This window comes from Oscillatoria sp. HE19RPO, assembly GCF_024220515.1.
Classification (GTDB): domain Bacteria; phylum Cyanobacteriota; class Cyanobacteriia; order Cyanobacteriales; family Laspinemataceae; genus Laspinema.
In genome coordinates this window covers 1-19,551 of sequence record NZ_JAMXOT010000146.1, presented here as the reverse complement: position 1 = coordinate 19,551, position 19,551 = coordinate 1, and the positions used below count along the sequence as shown (strand labels likewise).

The following is a 19,551-nucleotide window of genomic DNA, read 5'->3' as shown; positions in this document are numbered from 1 at the left end:
TTCAACCGTCATCGTGGGTTTTGGGTACTCGACTCGGGATTTTAGGCAGGGGAAAAGACGAAGAGAGGGCTTCCTTTTTGGATTGGGATTCTGCCAAAATAGGGTTGATATCAAACCACCGACCGGAGTCGCGATCGCGGTATTCAAACACGAACATACTTCGCAATAAATGTTGATACGCCGCCTCGCCTCTAACATTTTTGCTCTCATGGACTTGATTGAGCAGTTCCCAATCCGTCGGGGCGATCGCCAGGACCAAATCGTTCCGCCGTTCCGAAATGACAGTTTCAATTGTTTCTCGACCAAAAGGCGGGTCTTCTTGTTGTAAGCAGCGATAGATCAACCCCAATAAATTTCGCACATGGCCGCCACTAATCCGGCACAAGCGGTCTAAGGTTTCCGCACTATCAAAGACTTGGGTAATTAAGTTTAGGCGTTCTGATGGGGTCAGTTCAGGAAAGGCCCGCGCTAGGACCATTTGCCGGAGTAACTCTAACCCTTCGATAAAGTCTTCCCCATCGCGCGATCGCACGGGAACCATTGGCAGCACTTTCGGGGCCACTCCTGCCCCCAATCGGCTTTTGAGCGCTTCAGATTCATGGGAAAACATTAAGGAAAGGGGAATCGTATAAACTAAATGACATTTGAGCTTGCGAAGTTGTTCACCGCGATCGACGAATAAATATTCCGTTTGCGATCGCCCGGAGGGTAACGGTCGATTATCCACGCGATCGAGGTTATCCACAATCACCACTAACCCCCGTTTGTCCCGACGTTGCAACTCCTGAGTTGCCTTCAAGAGAATATCCTCATTAATCGATTGTAAAATCCCACTGGTGCGCGGTTCTAAATATTGCCGTAACTGGGTTCGCAGTTTAGGACTTTCTTTCGCTTGGCTGGTAATTTGAGCGATAGAAATGGCTAAATCCGCCGTGGGATCAATATCAATGGGCGCTTGCCAGACCTCGGTAATTTCTTTAAACAGCTTAGTAAAATAACTAGAGGTCAGGGGAATTCCACTAACCGCGAGATTTTCCGTCACCTGTCTGGCGATCGCCAGCAAAATATCAGAAATATCCACATCGGCCATTTCCAAGTCCCGAGAGGACTCAAAATACACCACATGAAATTCCGCCTCTTCCAATTGCGACTTTAGCCGCAACAACTCCGTGGATTTCCCACAGCCAATATGTCCCGTAAATAACTGACAAGTGGGAATATCCGGAGACAATCGGGTAATAGTTCGGCCCAACTCCTCAATTATTTTACCCCCTCGGACCCCGGAAAAATCAATATAATACGGTCTATCCTCCGGATTTCCAATGGATAGCGTCTTACTGGGGTTACACGCTTGATAAAATTTTCTCAAATTAATTTCCATCACCCTTGCCCTTGGTTTTTGAACTGGGTAGAAGCCACTAATCCCCTGAAAGAAAAACCGAAAACGTCAACACTTCTAACATTAACAGCAAATGGTTTTTTTTCCCATCAGGGTTTTTGGCCAAGGAAGTCCGTCCCTACCCTAGTTACCTCGCCGTACTCCCGGGCAGAAACCAACCCCCCTAGGGTATCGGTACAGCGGTAAGACCACCGGGTTTCCTCATAAAATCTCTACCCATTCGTGACCCGTCTTGACCAGACATCCAGGTTTCTGAAGGGATGGGTTATAATTCTCAACCCCTGCTGAAGGGGTGTCCCCTCTGCTCAGTCTCCATTGGCCAAGGTGAGTCCCAGTTTCGGGTATTCAGGTTCAGTTCTTTGCCCCGGGGATGCCAGCTTTTTAGGCTTTCTTCCACGCCACAACTCGCCTTCTATTTCCTCAAAAGAGCAGTCGTGCAACCCTTTTGATAGAGGTCCCTTCAATGTTTCGCTCCCAAGAGACCGTCCTGCTTTGATTGCTCTGAATTCAATTTAAACGGGATGAGTTTTTCTTGTCTACACCCCGGAGGGAACACTTAACCCTCACTGTCTGTTTCTCAGGTTGAAAGCCTCTGAAAACCCGCCGCCATTTTGCCCTAGTCCTGCGAACACTTATTCAGGCTGCGATCGCCCCTGTTTATCCCCATTTCCGAGGTTCTTGCTCAAGTTCTAACCTTCCTGATGAAGCGATGAATTGTTCCTGGGTGAATCACCCGTGATTCGGTGAATCCCAGCTTATTTACAAATCCCTAATAACTCGCATTTTCCCGGTTGCTCACCCCTAGCTGCCACCAAGAGTTCCATCGACCTAGGCTCCTCCTGCGTCACCACAGCATTTGGTTGCTGCTCTAAAAATAGTTGAGGGTCAGGAGACTTTAACATTTCATCTCTAGCAAAAGTATTGCTGCCCGTCGTCACGATAACGGGTAGGGCAAATAATAGGCTCAACAGTTTGGTATTCATCAGTTTGGTATTCATCATCTCAATCATCTCCTGGGATAGGTTAAACACCCTCTTTTATTCCTCGACTTTTTTACGGTGACTTAAGTTACTATTTCTGATTATCTCTCCCCAGGTCAGGATTTTTCATCTGCCTTGGGTTAGGACCTAGCAATACTCGAATTTAGGAAAAACTCGGCAAATTCCCTGATTTTTTTACGCTTCCTCCTAGGGATGAAGCCACTTGATTCAGGGCAGGCTTTTACACCTTTCGGTGCCGTCGCCGCGCTTTGTAGTCCTCCTCAATCCAACTCCCTTAATTTTGCCCTTGTTTACATCCAAAATAGGAGGAATAGAGTGACAGTTTTGACAATGGATTGTCCCGTCGCGTTCACACTCCTCTTGGAGAGCGCTCCGACCCACCTACACCAGGGATAACCTTGACTCCCGTGCCGGTAATCCATTGGTTCCTCTCGCCCCCCGATGATCTCGTCTGAGGCGATCGCACCTCGATTCGCGAGTGAGGACAGGACGAAATGTGGCACAGTCTCCGCCCATAAATTAACCACGGTTACAAAACTCTATCTTTATTGTACCAAAAATGGAAATCCCTTCACCCTAACAAGATAAAATCACTCGCACCCATCGGCTAACTCAAAGGGAATATTCTCCCCGTCACTAGAGTTGGGTCGGTTGCTTCCCCCAACAGGACCGAACTCCTACCCCAACGGTTAGAAACCGGCTTTCTTGGCACAATCCGGAGCAATTCGCAGTCAATTTGGGCGAGAAACTCGGTTTCTGGGCCCCTGGCACTGAGTCGTCTTCCACTGGCATCCTCGGAACTGACCCTTTCCATCCCCCTGTCTGGCACACTCTACAAGGTCATTCCCAAAAATCCGGACTCATGGGGTACAGAAGCGATCGGGAGTGCGATCGATAGAATTCTCAGGAGTGCCTTGCATCTTGCTCGCTAGAATTCCAGGGAGCAAGATGTTTGGGCACCACCCACAGGCTTCAATAACGCACTCCCACAGAATAAAAAATGTGCCTCATGACTGTGGGAAACGCTATAATTTCTCATTGACATTCAGGGGATCTAACCCTTCCCAGACTTTCGAGATGCCATGTCTCAAGAAATACTCGCAACGCTCCACATAGAACCGCGCTGCTTGGTCTTGGGGATTATTTTCTAAGACCTTTTTAAATAATTGATGGGCTTCTGCAAATTTTTCCCCTTGATATAAAACAATCCCTCGCTCAAATTTAGTCCGCGAACCAAGCTTCGTTTCAATCAAACTTTGAGGATAGCAATCCAGCACTTCAAACACCGCCACCGAGTCTTTTTTACCTTTAACTTGCACCTTACCTAAAAACCGATAGTTGTACTTGGTCGGGTCATCTAAATGAATTAGAGTTTGGCCGCTAATCACAATAGAAGCGCCATACAATTTGGTCAGTCCTTCCATCCGGGAGGCTAAATTCACGGCATCAGAAATCACCGTGGTTTCCATGCGCTGTTCTTCCCCAATCGTCCCCAGCATCAAGCTCCCCGTATGTAAGCCAATCCCAATGGCGATCGGCATATAGCCGCTCTTTTGGCGATGGACATTGTAAATCATCACCTGTTTTTGCATCTCGATCGCCGCACGCATGGCATCTTCTGCGGTATCGGGAAACAGCGCCATCACCGCATCCCCAATATATTTATCAATAAACCCATGATGATTCCGAATCACCGGACCGACTCGGCTCAAATACGAGTTAATAAAGTTAAAATTCTCCCGAGGCGACATCCGTTCCGAAAGGGTGGTAAAGGAGCGAATATCCGAGAACAGAATCGTCATATCTTTCTGAACCTGATCCCCCAATTGCACATCCAGAATGGTGTCATACCCGAGGAACTGGATAAACTCTCGCGGCACAAACCGGGCATAAGCCAGGTTAATCTTGGACAGTTGGATGTGCATTTTAATCCGCGCCAATAACTCATTTTTAGAGATGGGTTTCGTTAAATAATCATTAGCTCCAGATCCAAAGGCTTCCATCATGTCCGAGGCTTGATTTCGGGCGGTTAACAACACCACAGGTAACTCATTAGCGGGGAACTTTTCGCGAATGCGCTGACAGACTTCATAGCCGGTCATTTTTGGCATCATCACATCCAGCAAAATCAAATCCGGTCGTAAGCCATTTTCCATTTCTGCTAAGGCTTCGGGTCCATTACTCGCCGTGGCGATCGCATAATTTTCCAGGGATAAATGATTGACGAGCACTTGTAAATTAATCGGTTCATCATCCACGATTAAAATTTGGAACTCGCCATTACTCCGGGTCCGCCACCCTTCCACAGCGGCCAGGGGTAAGGCGACTGGGGGGAATTCTTCTTCCGTAACCACGGGTTCCAAGGGTTCAGGCAAGGGAATTTCCGGGGTCTGAACCTGGTTCGCGGAGATCGGCAGGGTAAAGGTAAAGCGAGACCCTTCTCCCACCCCAGACTCCACCCAGATTTTCCCCTCATGCAGTTCCACCAGTTGCTTGGCGATGGACAATCCCAACCCCACAGACCCGTAAGCGCGAAGTGAGGTCCCATCGCTTTGCTCAAACAGTTCAAAAATCTGACTTAACTTACTTTCGGTAATCCCAATCCCGGTATCGGAGACGGTAATTGCTAAATATAAATGTTCGGTTTCCAGAGTCATTGCTGGACGAGTCACTTTTCCTTGGAGGATGGAACGGGGATATCTCACACGACTCCATCCCCCATCCTCGGTTTCTCCCTCGTCGTCTTCACTCATCAGTCCTTCTTGTCCCGATAACACCGTTGCCGACACTTCAACGGTCCCGGCATCTGTATATTTGATGGCATTCCCGACTAAATTATGTAAAATCTGCTGGACTCGGTTTTCATCGGCATCCACCAGGGGAACATCTTTCCCCACGGCGTTCACCAGTTGTAGAGTTTTCCCTCCCACTAAGGGTTGACAGATGGTGAGGACGACATTGGTAATTTCCCGCATTCCCAAGGGTTTCAGGTCGAGTTGGATATTTTTATGCTTGAGCTTGGAAAAGTCGAGCAAATCCTGGACCAATTGCGCCAGGGTTTGACCACTAGAGACGACGAGGGAGAGATTGGCGCGTTGCAGTTCGCTGAGGTCTCCGGTGGCTCCATCTAACATCGATTCGGTAATTCCGATAATTCCATTTAGGGGAGTGCAGAGTTCATGGGAGGTACTGGCGAGAAATTCATCTTTGAGTTCATCGAGGTCTTGCAAGGCCCGATTTTTGGTTTCTAACTCTTCCGAGGAGGTGAGTAAGTTGGTATAGAGGCGGGCATTTTCAATGGAAATCGCCGCTTGGGAGGAGAGGAGTTTAAGGACTTCCAAGCGGTCCGGAGTAAAGGCCCCGGTGGTGATGTTATTTTCTAAGTAGAGAAGGCCGATGAGTTTGCCCTGATGAACGATGGGGGCACAGAGGATAGACTGGGGTTGATAGTCGATAATATATTGATCCTGGGTGAAGCGTTCCTCGGCGATCGCCTCTTTAATCACCACGGATTCCTGAGTCCGGGCGACATAGTTGATGATAGAGAGGGGCAGGCGACTGGTGTTTTCCACCGGGATATGTTGGCCGATCATCACCTCAGTTTCATGAGTGCTTCCGGTGGCTTCAATATAGAGTTTATTGTTCGTTTCTAAAATTAAGGAGATGGTTTCTGCTCCCGCATTTTCCATGACAATTTTCATGAGTTTTTTGAGCAAATTGTCTAGGACAATTTCCCCACTAATTGCGGCGGAGGCTTTGACAAATGCGGTTAAATCGAGTAACCCGGTATGAGAGCCAGTGGTGGTGGAAATGGTGGTGGTGGTGCTCATCACTCCCCCTTTGCCCTGTCCCTCCAGACTTCCTCGGGCGATGGAATGGGAGTAGGTGGCATCGAGTTCGCTGACTTTGCGAGTTGCCCCCCAACGCAGATAGGCATAATAGGCTTCGGTGATATAGGTGGAGGTGATTTTGTCGAGGTTGAGTTGCTGATAAAATTCTCCGGCGCGTTCGCAGGCGATCGCCGCTTCATGAATGTAGCCATATTTGCGGGCGGATTTGATGGCGCGATCGTAATGGGTCATCGCCGCCACGGTTCGGCCTAAAACCCGGGCTTTTTCCGCCTCAACCAATTCATACTTATGTCGATAGTTTTGCGGGGCGTGTAAAGCCCATTGCTTCATCTTGCGTTGGGCCAGTTGGACCCGCACCAACCCTTTGATTTTCTGAGCAGGTGTCCCTTGGGGATAGAGGGCAAGTAAGGCTAAAGACTGGTAAAAATTGTGTTCATTGACACTGACTAACCCGACCACACCATGTTGATAATTTTCGGCTAATTTTGCATAATAAACAGCCCGTTCATATTCCCCAAATAAATAACATAAGATGGTTTTGGCGAGATAGGCCGCAAATACCGACATGGTATTGTTGGATTCAAGCAAAATCGGGAGTAGCGTTTCTTCATCAAATTTGTCTCCACTCAAGAGGCAGGGATTGGGTAGTTCTCCTTGTAAGTTGAGCATAAATTGCCGCCAAATCCGCGCATAATGGATATGAAAATCCAGCTTGAGTTGGACCATCCAAGCAATATAATGGTCAGCCTCTGCTCCCACAGCATCCAGGGGTTCTCCGCGAAATAAATTATGGTTGCAATAATGCAGGGCCGCGTGTCCCGCCCATTCAATATCCCCGGTTTCTAGGCCATAATTAAAGGCATTTCTTAAGGGGTCGATGGTATCCTGAAGGGGCATTTTGACGTGCTTGATATGAGCATAGACTAAATCCCCCACCTTCGCTTTCATGGTTTTATCGTCAAATTGCTCTAACAGTCGTAAGGCGAGTTCACCACTGCGATCGCCTCCCTTAATATCTGACCAAGACCCATACAACAACACCCCATAAAACCCGTAAGCAAAGGCAGAAAGCACCGAGTTTCCATGTTTTACACAGAGGTCTATCATGGTATAGACCACCAAATGCAGCATATTCACTGAAGAAACATAAGCCGCTGGGGTCATGGCAACTAAAATTCTCATGGCGGCCAACTGTTCCGGATTGCTCATCGGTGGCAAGGCCGCTAAATCTTCAAGGCTCTTGTTTTTGAGAATCCATTTGGTGCGGATTGCGCCCCAAATCCGATGAAATTGATTCGGCTGTTTCGGCAGGGTTATGCCTAACAGTTGGAGAACCATCACCCCAGTATTGATGGCCTTCTCCATTTGATTTTGGGAGACATAAGATTGAATTTTCTTTTCATAGATATCAATCCTTTCTAATAAGGTTCGGGTATTTTTGAGGGCATCCTGGGCCAGGTGGTTGGCCCTTTCATAATTCGCGACTAAATATTCTGCTTCAATTAATTCATTGTAGAGATTTAAAGTAAATTCATAGCGGGATATCCAGCTATCTTCGGGAAGTAGCTGAAAGGCTTTGGATAAATATTTAACCGCATTTTTATAAGCCATTGTCGTCTTGGCTTTTTGACCGGCCAGGAAATTGAGATGAGCGATTTTACTACTTTCGGCTTGAGACGCGATTAAACTCAAGCCGATGTTCAAGTGATTGACAATCTCAAATAGCTTCTCTTCTCGTTCTTCAGCGTTGCAATGTTTCAGTAAGAGCTTTCCGACTTTGAGGTGAACTTGTTGTTTCCGTTCCTCAGAAATCAGAGAATAAGCGACCTGGGCGACGCGATCGTGCAAGAACTGATAGGCCACGACTAAGTTATCCACCGGCAAGGCCACGGGTTCCTCGTTGCCAAAAATTAAGGGGATTTTATAAGTATTGGCGATGGGTAAAATTAATCCTTGCTGGACGGCTTCCTGGAGGTCTGTAGCGGTGGCAGAGAGGGATTTTTCATTGACGAGGGCGAGAATATCAATATAAAAGATATTCCCGATACAAGCGGCAACTTGTAACGCATTTTGGGTGGATTCGGGAAGCTGTTGAATTTTGTTGACCATTAAATCCACCACATTATCGGTGATGGAAAGTTGCTCAATTCGGGGAAGATCCCATTCCCAACGCCCTGCACTGAGGTTACAAACTAACAGATTTTCTTGGATGAGGGAATTGAGCAGCATCCTGACAAAAAAAGGATTGCCATGAGTTTTTTGGTGGACGAGTTCTGCTAAGGGTCGCGATCGCACTGTGGGACAGCTGAGGGTATCGGCAATCAGTTGGTTAAGACATTCGATATTTAAAGGTTCGAGGGCGATTTTAGCGATCCGCACGCCGGACTGTTGAAACCGGCGGATCATTTGGAGTAACGGATGGCGAGGGCTGTCGATTTCGTTTTCGGGATAGGCTCCAATCAGTAACAAACATTGGCGATCGGAGGCGCTGACGATCGCCTGTAACAGCGTCATCGATGCGGCATCCGCCCAATGTAAATCATCTAAAAATAGCACCAGGGGATGTTCTTGAGTCGTAAAAACGCTCAGGAATTTTTGAAAGACGACACTTAACCGATTCTGGGATTCGGAAGGCGGTAGAACCGGAACCGGGGACTGTTTACCAATAATCAGTTCCACTTCCGGAATCATGTCAATAATGACTTGACCATTTTTGCCCAGTTGTAATAAAATTTGCTCTCGCCATGCGGTGATTCGCTCTTCACTTTCGCTTAAAATGAGGCGAATTAATTGCCCGAAGGCTTCAATCAGGCCGCCATAAGGGATATTGCTTCGATACCGCTCAAATTTTCCCGAAATAAAATAGCCGGTTTGTCGGTTCAGGGGTTGGTGCATAGCCTGAAGGAGGGCCGATTTCCCCACCCCGGAATAGCCGGAAATCAGAACAATTTCACAGGAGGAAGAGGGGAACTCAACGGGTTTTTCCGGTCCAGAAATAGCGGAAATGACCGGGGCTTTGCGGCGGATTCTCCAGTAGGCTTCTTGGAGTAGCGCCAGTTCGCGATCGCGCCCATAGAGTTTCTCAGAAACGAGCAATTCCCCAGATAAATCCGCCGTCCCTAGGGCGAATTTCGTGATTTTCCCCGTTTCGTTGAGTTGAGTCAAACAGGTGAACAGATCCCCTTTAAGTCCGTAAGCACTTTGATAGCGGTCTTCCGGGTTTTTTGCCAATAGTTTCATCACGATATTAGAAACCGCCCGGGGAATTTCTGGCTTAACGTCGGTCAGAGGACGGGGATTTTTGGCTAAATGGGCATGGACAATTTCCATCGGGTCTGTCCCTTGAAAGGGCAGCTCTCCTAGGAGCATTTCATAAAAGGTCACCCCGAGAGAGTAAAAATCTGACCGATAATCCAGGTCCCGATTCATTCGCCCGGTTTGTTCCGGGGACATATAGGGCAATGTCCCCTCGATCGCCCCGGTATTGACGGCCTTTTGGACGATGGAAATACTAAAATCTGTAATTTTAACTTGCTGGGTTTTTCCCTGAATAATAATATTTAAAGGATGAAGATCGCGATGAATAATATGAGCGTTATGAATTTCTCCTAAAATTTCCGCCAGTTGGATAGCAATCTGTAAAAATTCTTTTAAATTTAACCGGATGCCCGTTAAATAGTGTTTGAGGGAAACCCCGCCCATATCTTCGAGGACAAGGGCAAGCTGATTATATTCAAAAGTTTCCAAGGCATACACCTTGATGATCCCTGAACTGTTCAAATTCCGGGTAATTTCATATTCATGGTGAAGTTTAGCCAACTCCTCCGGGGTGGGGTACTCGGCTTTGAGCAGCTTGAGGATCACTCGTTGCTCATCGAGTTCTCGTTGAGCTCGATAAACAATGGTGTTGACACCTTCGTAAATTTTGTCAAGGATGGTGTAGCCTTTAAGCGAGATCGTCATGAGTCTCAACAATAGTCGATAAGTAGGCGTTAGAATGAAACCGGTTTGATCCCCAGTTCAACAGTGGCTTGTTTTCATGGACTTACCCCCTTGACTGCTCAATAACAATCGAGACAATCGGCGGAGGTAGACCCTTGATTTGCCCGGTCTGGATTTTGTTTCTGCACAGGGGGGCGGCTAAACCCGCACCCTCAAGGGTGGGGCTATACTAACAAAGCCTGCCTACGCAGGCTAAGAGAGAAAACAGGTCTTTGACAACTAGATTTGGTATCACATCCCATTGAGACTGACTCTCCTCATTGAATCATCGCACCCCACCCCAGGGCCATTGTTATGGAGACTCACCGCTGAACCGGACCCCAACGGGTTCTTTTGACCTGAGCGAAACAATCCGGCGTCACTTAACCGGGTTCAGGAACAGAACCCGGAGAAAACCACTGTAGAAACTGCACCCCTTTGCCCTCAAAATGTGGATTAATCCATCGGATTCATCAGAATCTCTATTGTTATGATAAGACGCCTTCGAGAGCTTTTGGTCCCCCGGGGCTTGACTCTACCGGAATAGAGCAAGGGGGAGGATGAGGGCGTCCCCTTGATTGGGCACCGATTTAATTTTCTATCGGTTGTAAGGGAGGGATTCGATGGGGCAAGGGAAAGCATTTTGACACACCCGCTTTCCGATCGCCCTTTGAATGTAGACTCACCCGATCCTTGGCCTCGGTTACAACCCCGATCGCAGGGTAGCGGTTACCACCTCCACCTGCTCACTGATTTTAAAGGTAATTTTGTGACTGTGCTAGAACCGGGGTGAAATCTTGGCCAGAAGGGGGCTAATTTTGAGGCGTTCCTGGATCAAACGGACCGATCGCCACCCTCCCTAGATCGCGCAAAGGGGTGCGAAAACTCGCACCCCCTGAAGAATACCGGGCATCAGACTCCCAATTCAAGATTCCCGGACTCGTGAGGAGGGGGTCCAAGAGGGCCGACAAGTGCCTCCGGTGCAATCGAGATGGAGTTCATGCCAATACAGGGTGGGAATCGCCCATCCGCGATCGCCTGCGTGTTCCTTTCCTAACCAGCGGTTTTCTAAATAATCATTCGGCGATTCATAGCGATGGGGATGCCAATAGGGAACGGTCAAGGACCCATACACCTTACGATACTCTTCCGAGTCAATTAAGGCGGATACCATTGCCCCCACACCATGTTCAACCAGTAACCAATCAGATTCCCGGATTTCCGCTTCATCATGGGGCGATCGGCCTAAAAAATGCTTAAACGCATTCTCGATAAACTTGACATTGGAACTTTTCTCATAGAAAATTTCCAAATAAATTGAAGACACGGCAATCCGCTTCAAAAAATGCCGAATCCCAATTTTTCCCTTGATAAATTCTTTCTCTAACCCCGCTAATTTTTTCCGTTCAAACTGATAAGGTTGCCGTTCTAAAACTTGACAATAAATTTGTCGCAGCACATCTTCTCGTTCTTCAACCGAGGCTTTCTGCTTCATCGTCACGGGTTCTTGTAAGCTCATGGTCTGCTCCTTGATTTGAATAAACCGACTGGGAGATTAATCCCGAGATATTGAGGACAGAGGCTGTTTCTTGCTCACCGAAATCCCCTCTTTTGTCCCGGCATAGGATACCGGATGAAATAAGTAGGACAAGAAACCGGGTTTCTTCACCTAATGGGTGGCTAATTAACAGCATTGTGATTAAGAAACCCGGTTTCTAACCCTTGCTGTCCCCGTCTCCTAGGTAGCGATTCCCGCTTTCTGAACATTAGCCATCAGTTTTGGCGGAATATCTAATGCCTCAATCATCCGATTAATATACGGATCAAGATACTGATTGGCACTGCTGGGTAAATGAGCATTGGTTGTTTCTTTCAAACAACGATAGGCTACCCCACAGGAATTTTGTCTCTGATAGGCCGTCAAAATATTAGATTGCCACAACACCAAGGAATCATTAAAGAAGCGCGGGTCATCTTTGAGAATGGCCAAGGCACTGTAACGCATCACTTGAGTCATATCGTAATAACAGCGCTGTCCATGCTTTTGCATAATGTCTGGATGCAGAGACATAAACTTTTTCAAGGCATGACGGACCAGGAGGTCACCCTTCTCGCGCAACATTTCGTAGGTTTTCACCCGTTCGGCAAAGGTTTGCAGATACCGTTTCATCCCTTGTAAATCCCCGGGACTCAGATACTGCCCTTCGTTGTCGTTAATCAGTTCTTGTAATTTGGAATTGATAGCTTGCATGGCATCCCCCTCTTTCTAAACCCCAGCCCAATTTTTATGACTTTTCTATGTCTAGTGTTATCGATCGCCACCCCGGACGGCAAGGGATTGATGTAATTTTTAATATTTCCGTAAATACCCTGAGTGGGGGGAACTGTCAGGAGGTGACAGGTGCCAGCAGATTCTGACAGGAAATCCGGTACTCGTCGATACTCGTCGATCAAACGAAATGATAGGGCGGGAGGGCCTCCCCCAACTGCAACTCCCAAGCGGAACAGGTTTGCTGCCACTCTTGGAATCGTTCATAGAGTAAAGGTTCTTCCTGAATGGGGACTAACAGAAAAATCCGATGACTCTGGTCCTCAAGGTCCGTGGCGATCGCCTCGGGATACCCTTCCATCACTTGGCGACGCATCCAGTCCCACTGGGCCGCTTGTTCATTCTGAAAAGCTTGAATCCCTTGATAGCGCTGTTTTTTCGCCAGTAAATAGGCTTTGCCCCGCACCTCAGTAGAAATCTCGAACTCCGGTTCAGGACGGGGAATGCATTTTAAAATGTACTCCCCTTGACCGACAAAGCGATCGAGTTTCTCTAAATATTCCGCTTCCCGCGTGACTAAATGCTCTTGTAATGCCTGGAGAGACCGAAACAAGGTCCCAAATCTCAGAGGTAACAGGCATTGTTGCTGAAACAATTCTCCCAGGGTGCGATCGTGGGCGACGATCGCCTGAACCAACAGCGCATCATCCCCTTGCAAGCGCTGAATATCCACGTCAAATTCCACCACAGCACAGATTTGCTTCCCGGGAACCAATTGCACCGCTTGACCGATTCCCAGGGGGAGTTCTAACTCAACTGGGGGCGTTTTTAAAAAAGCGTAAACGTAAACTTCCATCGCTTAACAGGGAATAAACTCGATCGCCAAGCCTAGCTGCGCCCAACCCGATTGCCAGTATTGCTGGGAGGGGCAGATTTCTACTGCTAAAGTATCCTCCGGATTTAACAAGGCTGTCACCAGGGTTTCCCGGTAAAAGCTGCTGTTCCCCGCAGTCCCAGGCAACGAGACCCCTGAAAACCCGGCCCAGAATCGGGCGGATAACTGTTCTAGGGCGATCGCTTCAGAATACCACCCACTGCGGGCCGATTGAATCACCGTCCCAGGGGCCAAAGGCATCATGGGACTGGGAGGCTGTCCCGTGGCAATATCGATTGAACAGGAGAACTTCGGGGTTTCTACGGTCAAAATTCCCACCAGTCGCGCCATTCCCGTTTCCCAGTCTCGTTCCGGTTGCAGGATGCGCGCCTGTACTCCAGCAATCCATTGCATGGCCTCTAATCCTGACCCTAGCATCTTCCACAACAGTTGAGAAGCTAATTCGTCGATGGAAATCTCTGGGGTCGGGGGTGGGATAACGGGATGAGACGGTTGAGCATCCAGGAGGCGACTGGCGATCGCCACGAACAAGGGAATCAATTCTGACCCTTCCCCCCCCAACGCGCTGTGGTTACTTTTAGGAATCCCTTGACTCTTGTTTTGCCAGTCCCACAGGAGAGGAAGCACCGCAGCAGCAATCCCGCCATCGGCAGTCCCGGGAGTCAGGGAGGAATCTGGATAGTCTACCAGGGGTTGACAGGGGCGAATTTTCGCCGAGGTGGGGTGATCCGGGTCTGAAAAGGGTTCCGAGAAGAACTCCAGTTCCGGATCCCTGACAAATTCAAACTCTAAGGTGAGTTGCATCTCGCCCACCTGCCAGGGACTACCCGGTTGGAGGAATTCTACTGGGGTGGGTTGGAGGAAGCGGGCGAGTTCTGGGGTAGCGAGGTGCAGTTGTTGGCGCAGTTGGGAGAGGAAGTCACCCAGTTTCAGGGACTCGCGCAAGGGGGCGACGGCATCGGACTGAATTCGAGTGGTTTCGGGGTCGAGGGGGACTAATTCTCCGGGGTAGGGACAAGGGCGATCGCTGGCGAGGTCAAAAAACCAGTGGCAATCCCCACTCTGTCCCCGTAATCCCAGCACCAGTCGCACCATTCCCCCGTCCCATCCCTGTTCCGGTTGGAACATATTGGCCGGAATCCCGCTAATCAGTCGCATCACCGCTTCGGAACTGCTGACGGCGTACCAAAGGAGTTCGGGAATCCAGTCTTCTAAGGGGATGAATCGGGGTTCTGGGGCAGAGTTTGGGGTTTTTTGGGGGTCCTCTGAGAGAACTGCCGCTTGTTTGAAGGCATCGAGGACCTGACAAGCTTCCGGGAGGAGATAGGGGGTGAGGATTTCCGGAGTTGGGGGATAGTCGAAGAGGCGGAGGGCTTCGGGTTGCCGCATTTCGGCCACTTTCGCAATTAGTTTCTCCCAGGCGGCGATCGCCTCGGGTTCTAAGCAAAATTCCCCGACTTCCGGGCCGGTTTTGGGCTGAATCAGTTTGAGAATGGTCTGCCGGACCTTTAAGGGGTCAAAGGGTGGATGTTCCGGGTTTAATGGTTGGGGTTCACTCATAAAGTTTCCTTCCATCAATCTGGAAGAAGTGGATCGCGCCGCCCACTTCGGTCCGGGTGGCGATCGCTAAATTTAGGGGATTCGGTGGCATTTGGGTTCCGGAATTGAAGGAGGCAGCCAGGGCGATGGGGGACCCGGGTCCTTGAACTGTCGCCACTGGCTCTAAGTCATGATTAAACCAGAGAATTTGCCCGTTCTCATCGGCAGTCGCCCCACCCCCAGGGACGGCAGATAAACAAACCGGCAAGGTTGCTAAGGGCAGGCGACGCACCCGCAGGGGCCAAAGTTGAATTTGCCACAGGGCGGGTCTGGGGTGACGGCTGATTCCCGCCAGGGTATAGGGTTGTTCGGTTAAAATCACCGAGTCTAAAATGCCTTTAAATGATTCAGACCCGATTGGGGTTCCCCGACGGGTATAAACCTGGAACAGGGTCCGCCCCGGGTTTGGGGTGGAGTCATACCGGATCGTCAGGAGATGTTTGGAGTCGAGAAAGATGATTTTAGGCAGGTCCGGTCCGGGAATTTTGCAGTGATGGTCTGGGGCCTTAAATCCGGTGGGGGAGAGGGTGGCGAGGGAATAAAAGTTGAGTTGTCCGGGAATGGCAATGGCTAACCAGCGACTGTCTGGGTCGATCGCCATCCGAAATTTCCCATCGCAGGTGAGTTGGTGTTGGGGTTCACCTTTGGCGATCGCCAGCCAATACAGCCGACGTCCGGTGCTCACCCAGCAGCCCCCTTTCACGGGCAGAACTTCAGTGACGCGATCGGGAAAATCCACCACCTTGGGGGGGAGGGCCAGTTGATGCCAGAGTCTGACCTGATTCCCAAGGGCCGCGTAGAGATAGCCATCCTGGGAGACTAATGCCGTGGTGGGGACGGGCAGGGGAATGCGGGACTGTTGGCTGCTGGGGCATTCCGGCATTTTCGCCATTGGGGACTGGTGCAAGGGTAACGGGCGATCGCTCAAGAGTCGCACCCCGGGTTCATTCATCGCCGCTTTAATCTGTTGTGCCATCTGCGCGGCGCTGGCATACCTGCGCGCCGGGAGTTTCTCTAAGGCTTTTTCCAGGATTAACCGCAAGGGCAAAGGCACCTGTTCCGGCACCTGCAAGCGCTGATTCAAATGCGCCCACATCAGGTCCCCAGGTTTTCCCTTAAAGGGTCGATATCCCAGCAGCAGTTCAAACAGCAAAATCCCCATCGAGTAAATATCGGCCCCCCGAGAGTACAAGCCATAAAAGCCTTCGGGGGCTGCATAAGCTGTTGCCCCTAACGCTTCTAGTTCATCACTCTCCCCCCGACGACTCCCTTGCAGTTCGCTGAAACGCCGCGCAATCCCAAAATCCGAGAGGCGCGCAAACCAGGAGCCTTTTTTCACGCTCAACAGGATATTCTCCGGTTTGATGTCACAGTGAATGATTCCGGCATCATGAGCGCATTCTAATCCCGCTAGAATCCCCAGGATTAATTGCAGCCCTTCCCCTAAACTCAGGGAAGCCTTTGCTTCCAGGAGTTCGCGCAGGGTTGCCCCTTCACAGTAGTCCATCACCAAGTATCGGGCGCTTGGGGTTTGTTCTAAGGCGCGACAGGTGACAATATGCGGATGTTGCAAGGTGAGTAAGGACAACAGTTCCCGCAAAAATTTATGGGTGGGGAGACGCAGGTGAGTCAGTTCTTTGAGGGCCACCAATTGGCCGGTTTTGCGCTCGATCGCACAAAAGACTTTGCCAAATTGTCCCTGCCCCACTAATGCTAAAACTCGGTATTTGGGCAGTTGCTTTTGGAGTTGCCGCAATTCTGTGGGTGTTGCGGAACCCGAGGGACGACTTCCTTTCAGATAGCCGCGATTCGGCCCCTCATCGGATGGGTTAGTCACGTCAATCCTCTCTCCGTTGTTGATCATGTCTTGATCGTGCGATCGCTCTGTCCTCTGATCAGTCATCCCGACTCGACGGGTGTATTGCCCCTTCCTATCGTAAATCCCTTTGCCCGCAAATGACCGTTTCCCACCGGGCCTGGGATATCCTGACTTGCACTGCCAATGTCACAAGAATTAAGATTGAGCCAGCCTTTAGGGTGCATCAACGTTTAAATCCGTCGGGGTCATCATAATTATCTTAAATTGTCAAGGGTTAATCTCAAAAAAAGGCCAGTCCCCTTGTCCATTATCCTCAAAGTCAAAACCGGATCTACCGTAACTCGGAATCAACCCCACAACCCACCACCAATCACTCAATTAAGATGGTCAAAATTGTTCGCTTAGAACCAATCGCCCAAGATACTGAAGTTCAGACCAATGCTAACATTCTCTCGGCCCTACTCGCTGAAGATCTCCATGTGCTCAAAGAATGTGGAGGGCGAGGATTATGTGCCACCTGCCATGTGTTTATCAAACAAGGCATGGAAAGTGTCTCGCCAATGGGACGCCGTGAACAACGCACCCTAGAGGTGATCACCACCGCTAAAACTAATTCTCGCCTCGCCTGTCAGTCGCGAATCCTCGGAGAAGGGGTCGTCGTCGAAGTCCCGACGGGGATGTATCTCGATGCGATTGAAGATATCGAGGCCCTGATCGGGCGGCGCACGGAACAAGATCTATTACATCCGATTACGGGTCAAGTTGTGGTGGAATCGGGTAAGTTAATTACGCGATCGGTCATTCTCGAACTCAAAGATGTTCGCCTCCAAGTCGGACAATATTTAGCCCGCACTCGCGAAGCTTAAAACACTGGGAGTGCGAGCATCTTGCTCGCTATAGTTCTAGCGAGCAAGATGCTCGCACTCCTCTAAATATCTGCAAGATGCTCGCACTCCTCTAAATATCTGTATCATGAGAGTCCGTGAATCGCTATAATTACAAAGTAATCCCCCCAAACTCTCAGAGAAAGGGGGGATTTTAATGCAACAATCCTGCCAGAATTATTCTGACAGGATTGCCTGTTATATTGACTTGTTAAAAAGACCTTTGAGGTCTGTGTTATTTCGATTTTCTATGTTTTTACTTTATCTGAACCTAGAGAGTTCGGACATCTATCTTAAGAGAGAACTGGCCTGAGTCGGGGGTTAGAGGCGGCAGAAAGAATTGTAGGAGGTTGGTGTAACGATCGCCTAGAAGAAGGAAAAAGAAGCAAAAACGGGCGATCGCCCCCCTGCAATTGCCCCCCATTCTCAATCCCTCACCCCAACCGGGTTTACTCGCAATAAAGGGTATCGCGGGTGTTGCGTCCCGTGACAGGATTGGTCCCGGTAGCTAGTTCACAGAGGATTTCCTGAGCATCATCGCGCAGAAAGACATCGGTAAAATCTGCGCCTTCGATGTTGGCCCCATTAAATTTAGCACTAAAGGCAAAAGAGCCTTCGAGAATGGCATTTTTGAGGTTCGCTTTGATAAACCTTGCGGTATCTAAGGTGGTGTTACTCAGGTTTGCCCCTTCTAAATTCGCCTCTTCTAGGTGCGCGGCGAATAGGCTGGCCCCTTGCAAGTTGGCATGACTCAGGTTACTTTTGCGGAGGTTGGCGTGGTTAAAGCTGGCTTGGGTGAGGTCCCGACCGGAAAAATCCGCGCCGAGGAGGTTTTCTTTGTTATAGTTTTGGGCGAGAGCGTCGGGAGGATAAGCGGTGGTGAGGGTGGCGACTGTTCCAATGGCTGAGATCCAAACCAGTACGGAAACAACCAGACTCATGACCCGAGTGCAATCCCAGTTACAAAACCAATTTTTCATACGTTCGTTGCGTCGATCCAAAACAGACTCCTGCGCGATGGGAGGGATAATTTTTTTAAGCCAAAGAAAATTCAAGTATTCATTGTTATTTTACCAGCAAGCGTAACTCTGGAGTTGTCTGATGTCTGCTTCTTCTCCCCTTTGGTCTAGTATCCGGGCTGACTCTAGCCCCAACCCAGGATTGTGGGGTGAGGCATTGGTGGCGCAATGGTTAGTGGATACGGGGTGGGAGATTTGGGCGCAGCGTTGGCGCTGTCGCTGGGGGGAAATTGATCTGATTGCTGGACAGTCTTCTTATACAACACAAAGTAACTCATTTGTCAAGGGAGGTGACTCCCCTGATTTGGTCAAGAGTGAGGGGGGTCTGTTGGCCTTTGTGGAGGTCAAAACCCGATCGCCAAGGAGTTGGGATGCCGGGGGTCTTCTGGCAATTTCGTCCGGGAAGCAGGCCAAATTGATCCAAACCGCCCAGTTATTTTTAGCGGAACATCCGGAGTTCACTGAGTTTCCCTGCCGGTTTGATGTGGCATTGGTGCAGTACCAGCGCCAAAGGCGATCGCCCCAGTCGAGGGGTAACCTCCCAGGCGATCGCCCAGGTCAACCTTCACCGCCACAGAATCCCATCTGCCTCGGTCAACCCCAACCCATTGGAGACTATTGCTTTACCCTGCATGATTATATTTGTGGAGCGTTCGATGCGTAAAGGGAACTCCAAAAAATAAAATACCCAAAAAACCCGCACCCTGAAGGGTGGGGCTATACGGACGAAGCCCGCCTGCGCGGGCTGAAGAAGTCTTGTTAGGGAACTCCAAAAAATAAAATCTCCAAAACGTTCGTTCGTAGATCAACGGAGTAGCGCGATCAATGTAGGGG

At 49.5% G+C, this 19,551-nt stretch carries 12 protein-coding genes; 2 read left to right on the top strand and 10 right to left on the bottom strand.

All coding sequences use genetic code 11. The features are described 5' to 3' along the window. Position 1: 1 nt before the first annotated feature. The 9 genes from NG833_RS13780 to NG833_RS13745 all read right to left on the bottom strand — a co-directional run bounded on the left by NG833_RS13780 (position 2) and on the right by NG833_RS13745 (position 16,832). On the bottom strand, positions 2-1,381 hold the full coding sequence (locus NG833_RS13780; protein WP_254565862.1) for a P-loop NTPase fold protein: 1,380 nt from the start codon (positions 1,379-1,381) through the stop codon (positions 2-4). A 773-nt stretch (positions 1,382-2,154) separates the two neighbouring features. Next, a complete protein-coding gene (locus NG833_RS13775) occupies positions 2,155-2,400 on the bottom strand; it encodes a hypothetical protein (RefSeq protein ID WP_254565861.1) in 246 nt (81 codons plus the stop codon). A 381-nt stretch (positions 2,401-2,781) separates the two neighbouring features. Continuing rightward, positions 2,782-2,916, bottom strand: coding sequence for a hypothetical protein (locus NG833_RS30425; RefSeq protein ID WP_256555965.1), 135 nt, complete (start codon positions 2,914-2,916; stop codon positions 2,782-2,784). 509 nt (positions 2,917-3,425) lie between these two features. After that, positions 3,426-10,214, bottom strand: coding sequence for an AAA family ATPase (locus NG833_RS13770; protein ID WP_254565860.1), 6,789 nt, complete (start codon positions 10,212-10,214; stop codon positions 3,426-3,428). 943 nt (positions 10,215-11,157) lie between these two features. After that, positions 11,158-11,751, bottom strand: coding sequence for a phycobilisome rod-core linker polypeptide (locus NG833_RS13765; RefSeq protein ID WP_254565859.1), 594 nt, complete (start codon positions 11,749-11,751; stop codon positions 11,158-11,160). A gap of 219 nt (positions 11,752-11,970) precedes the next feature. After that, positions 11,971-12,483, bottom strand: coding sequence for a phycobilisome protein (locus tag NG833_RS13760; protein ID WP_254565858.1), 513 nt, complete (start codon positions 12,481-12,483; stop codon positions 11,971-11,973). Positions 12,484-12,682: 199 nt separating this feature from the next. Continuing rightward, positions 12,683-13,357: a GvpL/GvpF family gas vesicle protein gene (locus tag NG833_RS13755; RefSeq protein WP_254565857.1), complete on the bottom strand. Its 675-nt coding sequence runs from the start codon at positions 13,355-13,357 to the stop codon at positions 12,683-12,685. A gap of 3 nt (positions 13,358-13,360) precedes the next feature. Then, entirely contained in the window at positions 13,361-14,956 is a 1,596-nt protein-coding gene (locus NG833_RS13750) for a hypothetical protein (protein WP_254565856.1), read from the bottom strand. Further along, a complete protein-coding gene (locus NG833_RS13745; RefSeq protein ID WP_254565855.1) occupies positions 14,949-16,832 on the bottom strand; it encodes a protein kinase in 1,884 nt (627 codons plus the stop codon). The genes NG833_RS13750 and NG833_RS13745 overlap by 8 nt, the downstream gene beginning before the upstream one ends. Positions 16,833-17,197: 365 nt before the next feature. On the opposite strand from NG833_RS13745, the gene NG833_RS13740 reads away from it, so the two are divergent. Next, positions 17,198-17,680 (top strand): 2Fe-2S iron-sulfur cluster-binding protein, encoded by a 483-nt coding sequence (locus NG833_RS13740; protein ID WP_254565854.1) that lies wholly within the window; start codon positions 17,198-17,200, stop codon positions 17,678-17,680. Positions 17,681-18,147: 467 nt separating this feature from the next. Here NG833_RS13740 and NG833_RS13735 read toward each other — a convergent pair whose 3' ends face one another. Beyond that, complete coding sequence (locus NG833_RS13735) at positions 18,148-18,678, bottom strand: pentapeptide repeat-containing protein (RefSeq protein ID WP_254565853.1); 531 nt, start codon at positions 18,676-18,678, stop codon at positions 18,148-18,150. Between the two features lie 121 nt (positions 18,679-18,799). Between NG833_RS13735 and NG833_RS13730 the strand changes: the two genes are divergently transcribed. Next, positions 18,800-19,381 carry a YraN family protein gene (locus NG833_RS13730; RefSeq protein WP_254565852.1) on the top strand — a complete coding sequence of 194 codons (582 nt, stop codon included), beginning with the start codon at positions 18,800-18,802 and terminating at the stop codon, positions 19,379-19,381. The last annotated feature ends 170 nt before the right edge of the window (positions 19,382-19,551 follow it).

Coding starts and splice junctions, on each gene's coding strand:
- NG833_RS13760 (WP_254565858.1), bottom strand. CDS start 12,483: ATGCAAGCTATCAATTCCAAATTACAAGAACTGATTAACGACAACGAA.
- NG833_RS13750 (WP_254565856.1), bottom strand. CDS start 14,956: ATGAGTGAACCCCAACCATTAAACCCGGAACATCCACCCTTTGACCCC.
- NG833_RS13730 (WP_254565852.1), top strand. CDS start 18,800: ATGTCTGCTTCTTCTCCCCTTTGGTCTAGTATCCGGGCTGACTCTAGC.
- NG833_RS13755 (WP_254565857.1), bottom strand. CDS start 13,357: ATGGAAGTTTACGTTTACGCTTTTTTAAAAACGCCCCCAGTTGAGTTA.
- NG833_RS13775 (WP_254565861.1), bottom strand. CDS start 2,400: ATGATGAATACCAAACTGATGAATACCAAACTGTTGAGCCTATTATTT.
- NG833_RS13765 (WP_254565859.1), bottom strand. CDS start 11,751: ATGAGCTTACAAGAACCCGTGACGATGAAGCAGAAAGCCTCGGTTGAA.
- NG833_RS30425 (WP_256555965.1), bottom strand. CDS start 2,916: ATGGGCGGAGACTGTGCCACATTTCGTCCTGTCCTCACTCGCGAATCG.
- NG833_RS13780 (WP_254565862.1), bottom strand. CDS start 1,381: ATGGAAATTAATTTGAGAAAATTTTATCAAGCGTGTAACCCCAGTAAG.
- NG833_RS13735 (WP_254565853.1), bottom strand. CDS start 18,678: ATGAAAAATTGGTTTTGTAACTGGGATTGCACTCGGGTCATGAGTCTG.
- NG833_RS13770 (WP_254565860.1), bottom strand. CDS start 10,214: ATGACGATCTCGCTTAAAGGCTACACCATCCTTGACAAAATTTACGAA.
- NG833_RS13740 (WP_254565854.1), top strand. CDS start 17,198: ATGGTCAAAATTGTTCGCTTAGAACCAATCGCCCAAGATACTGAAGTT.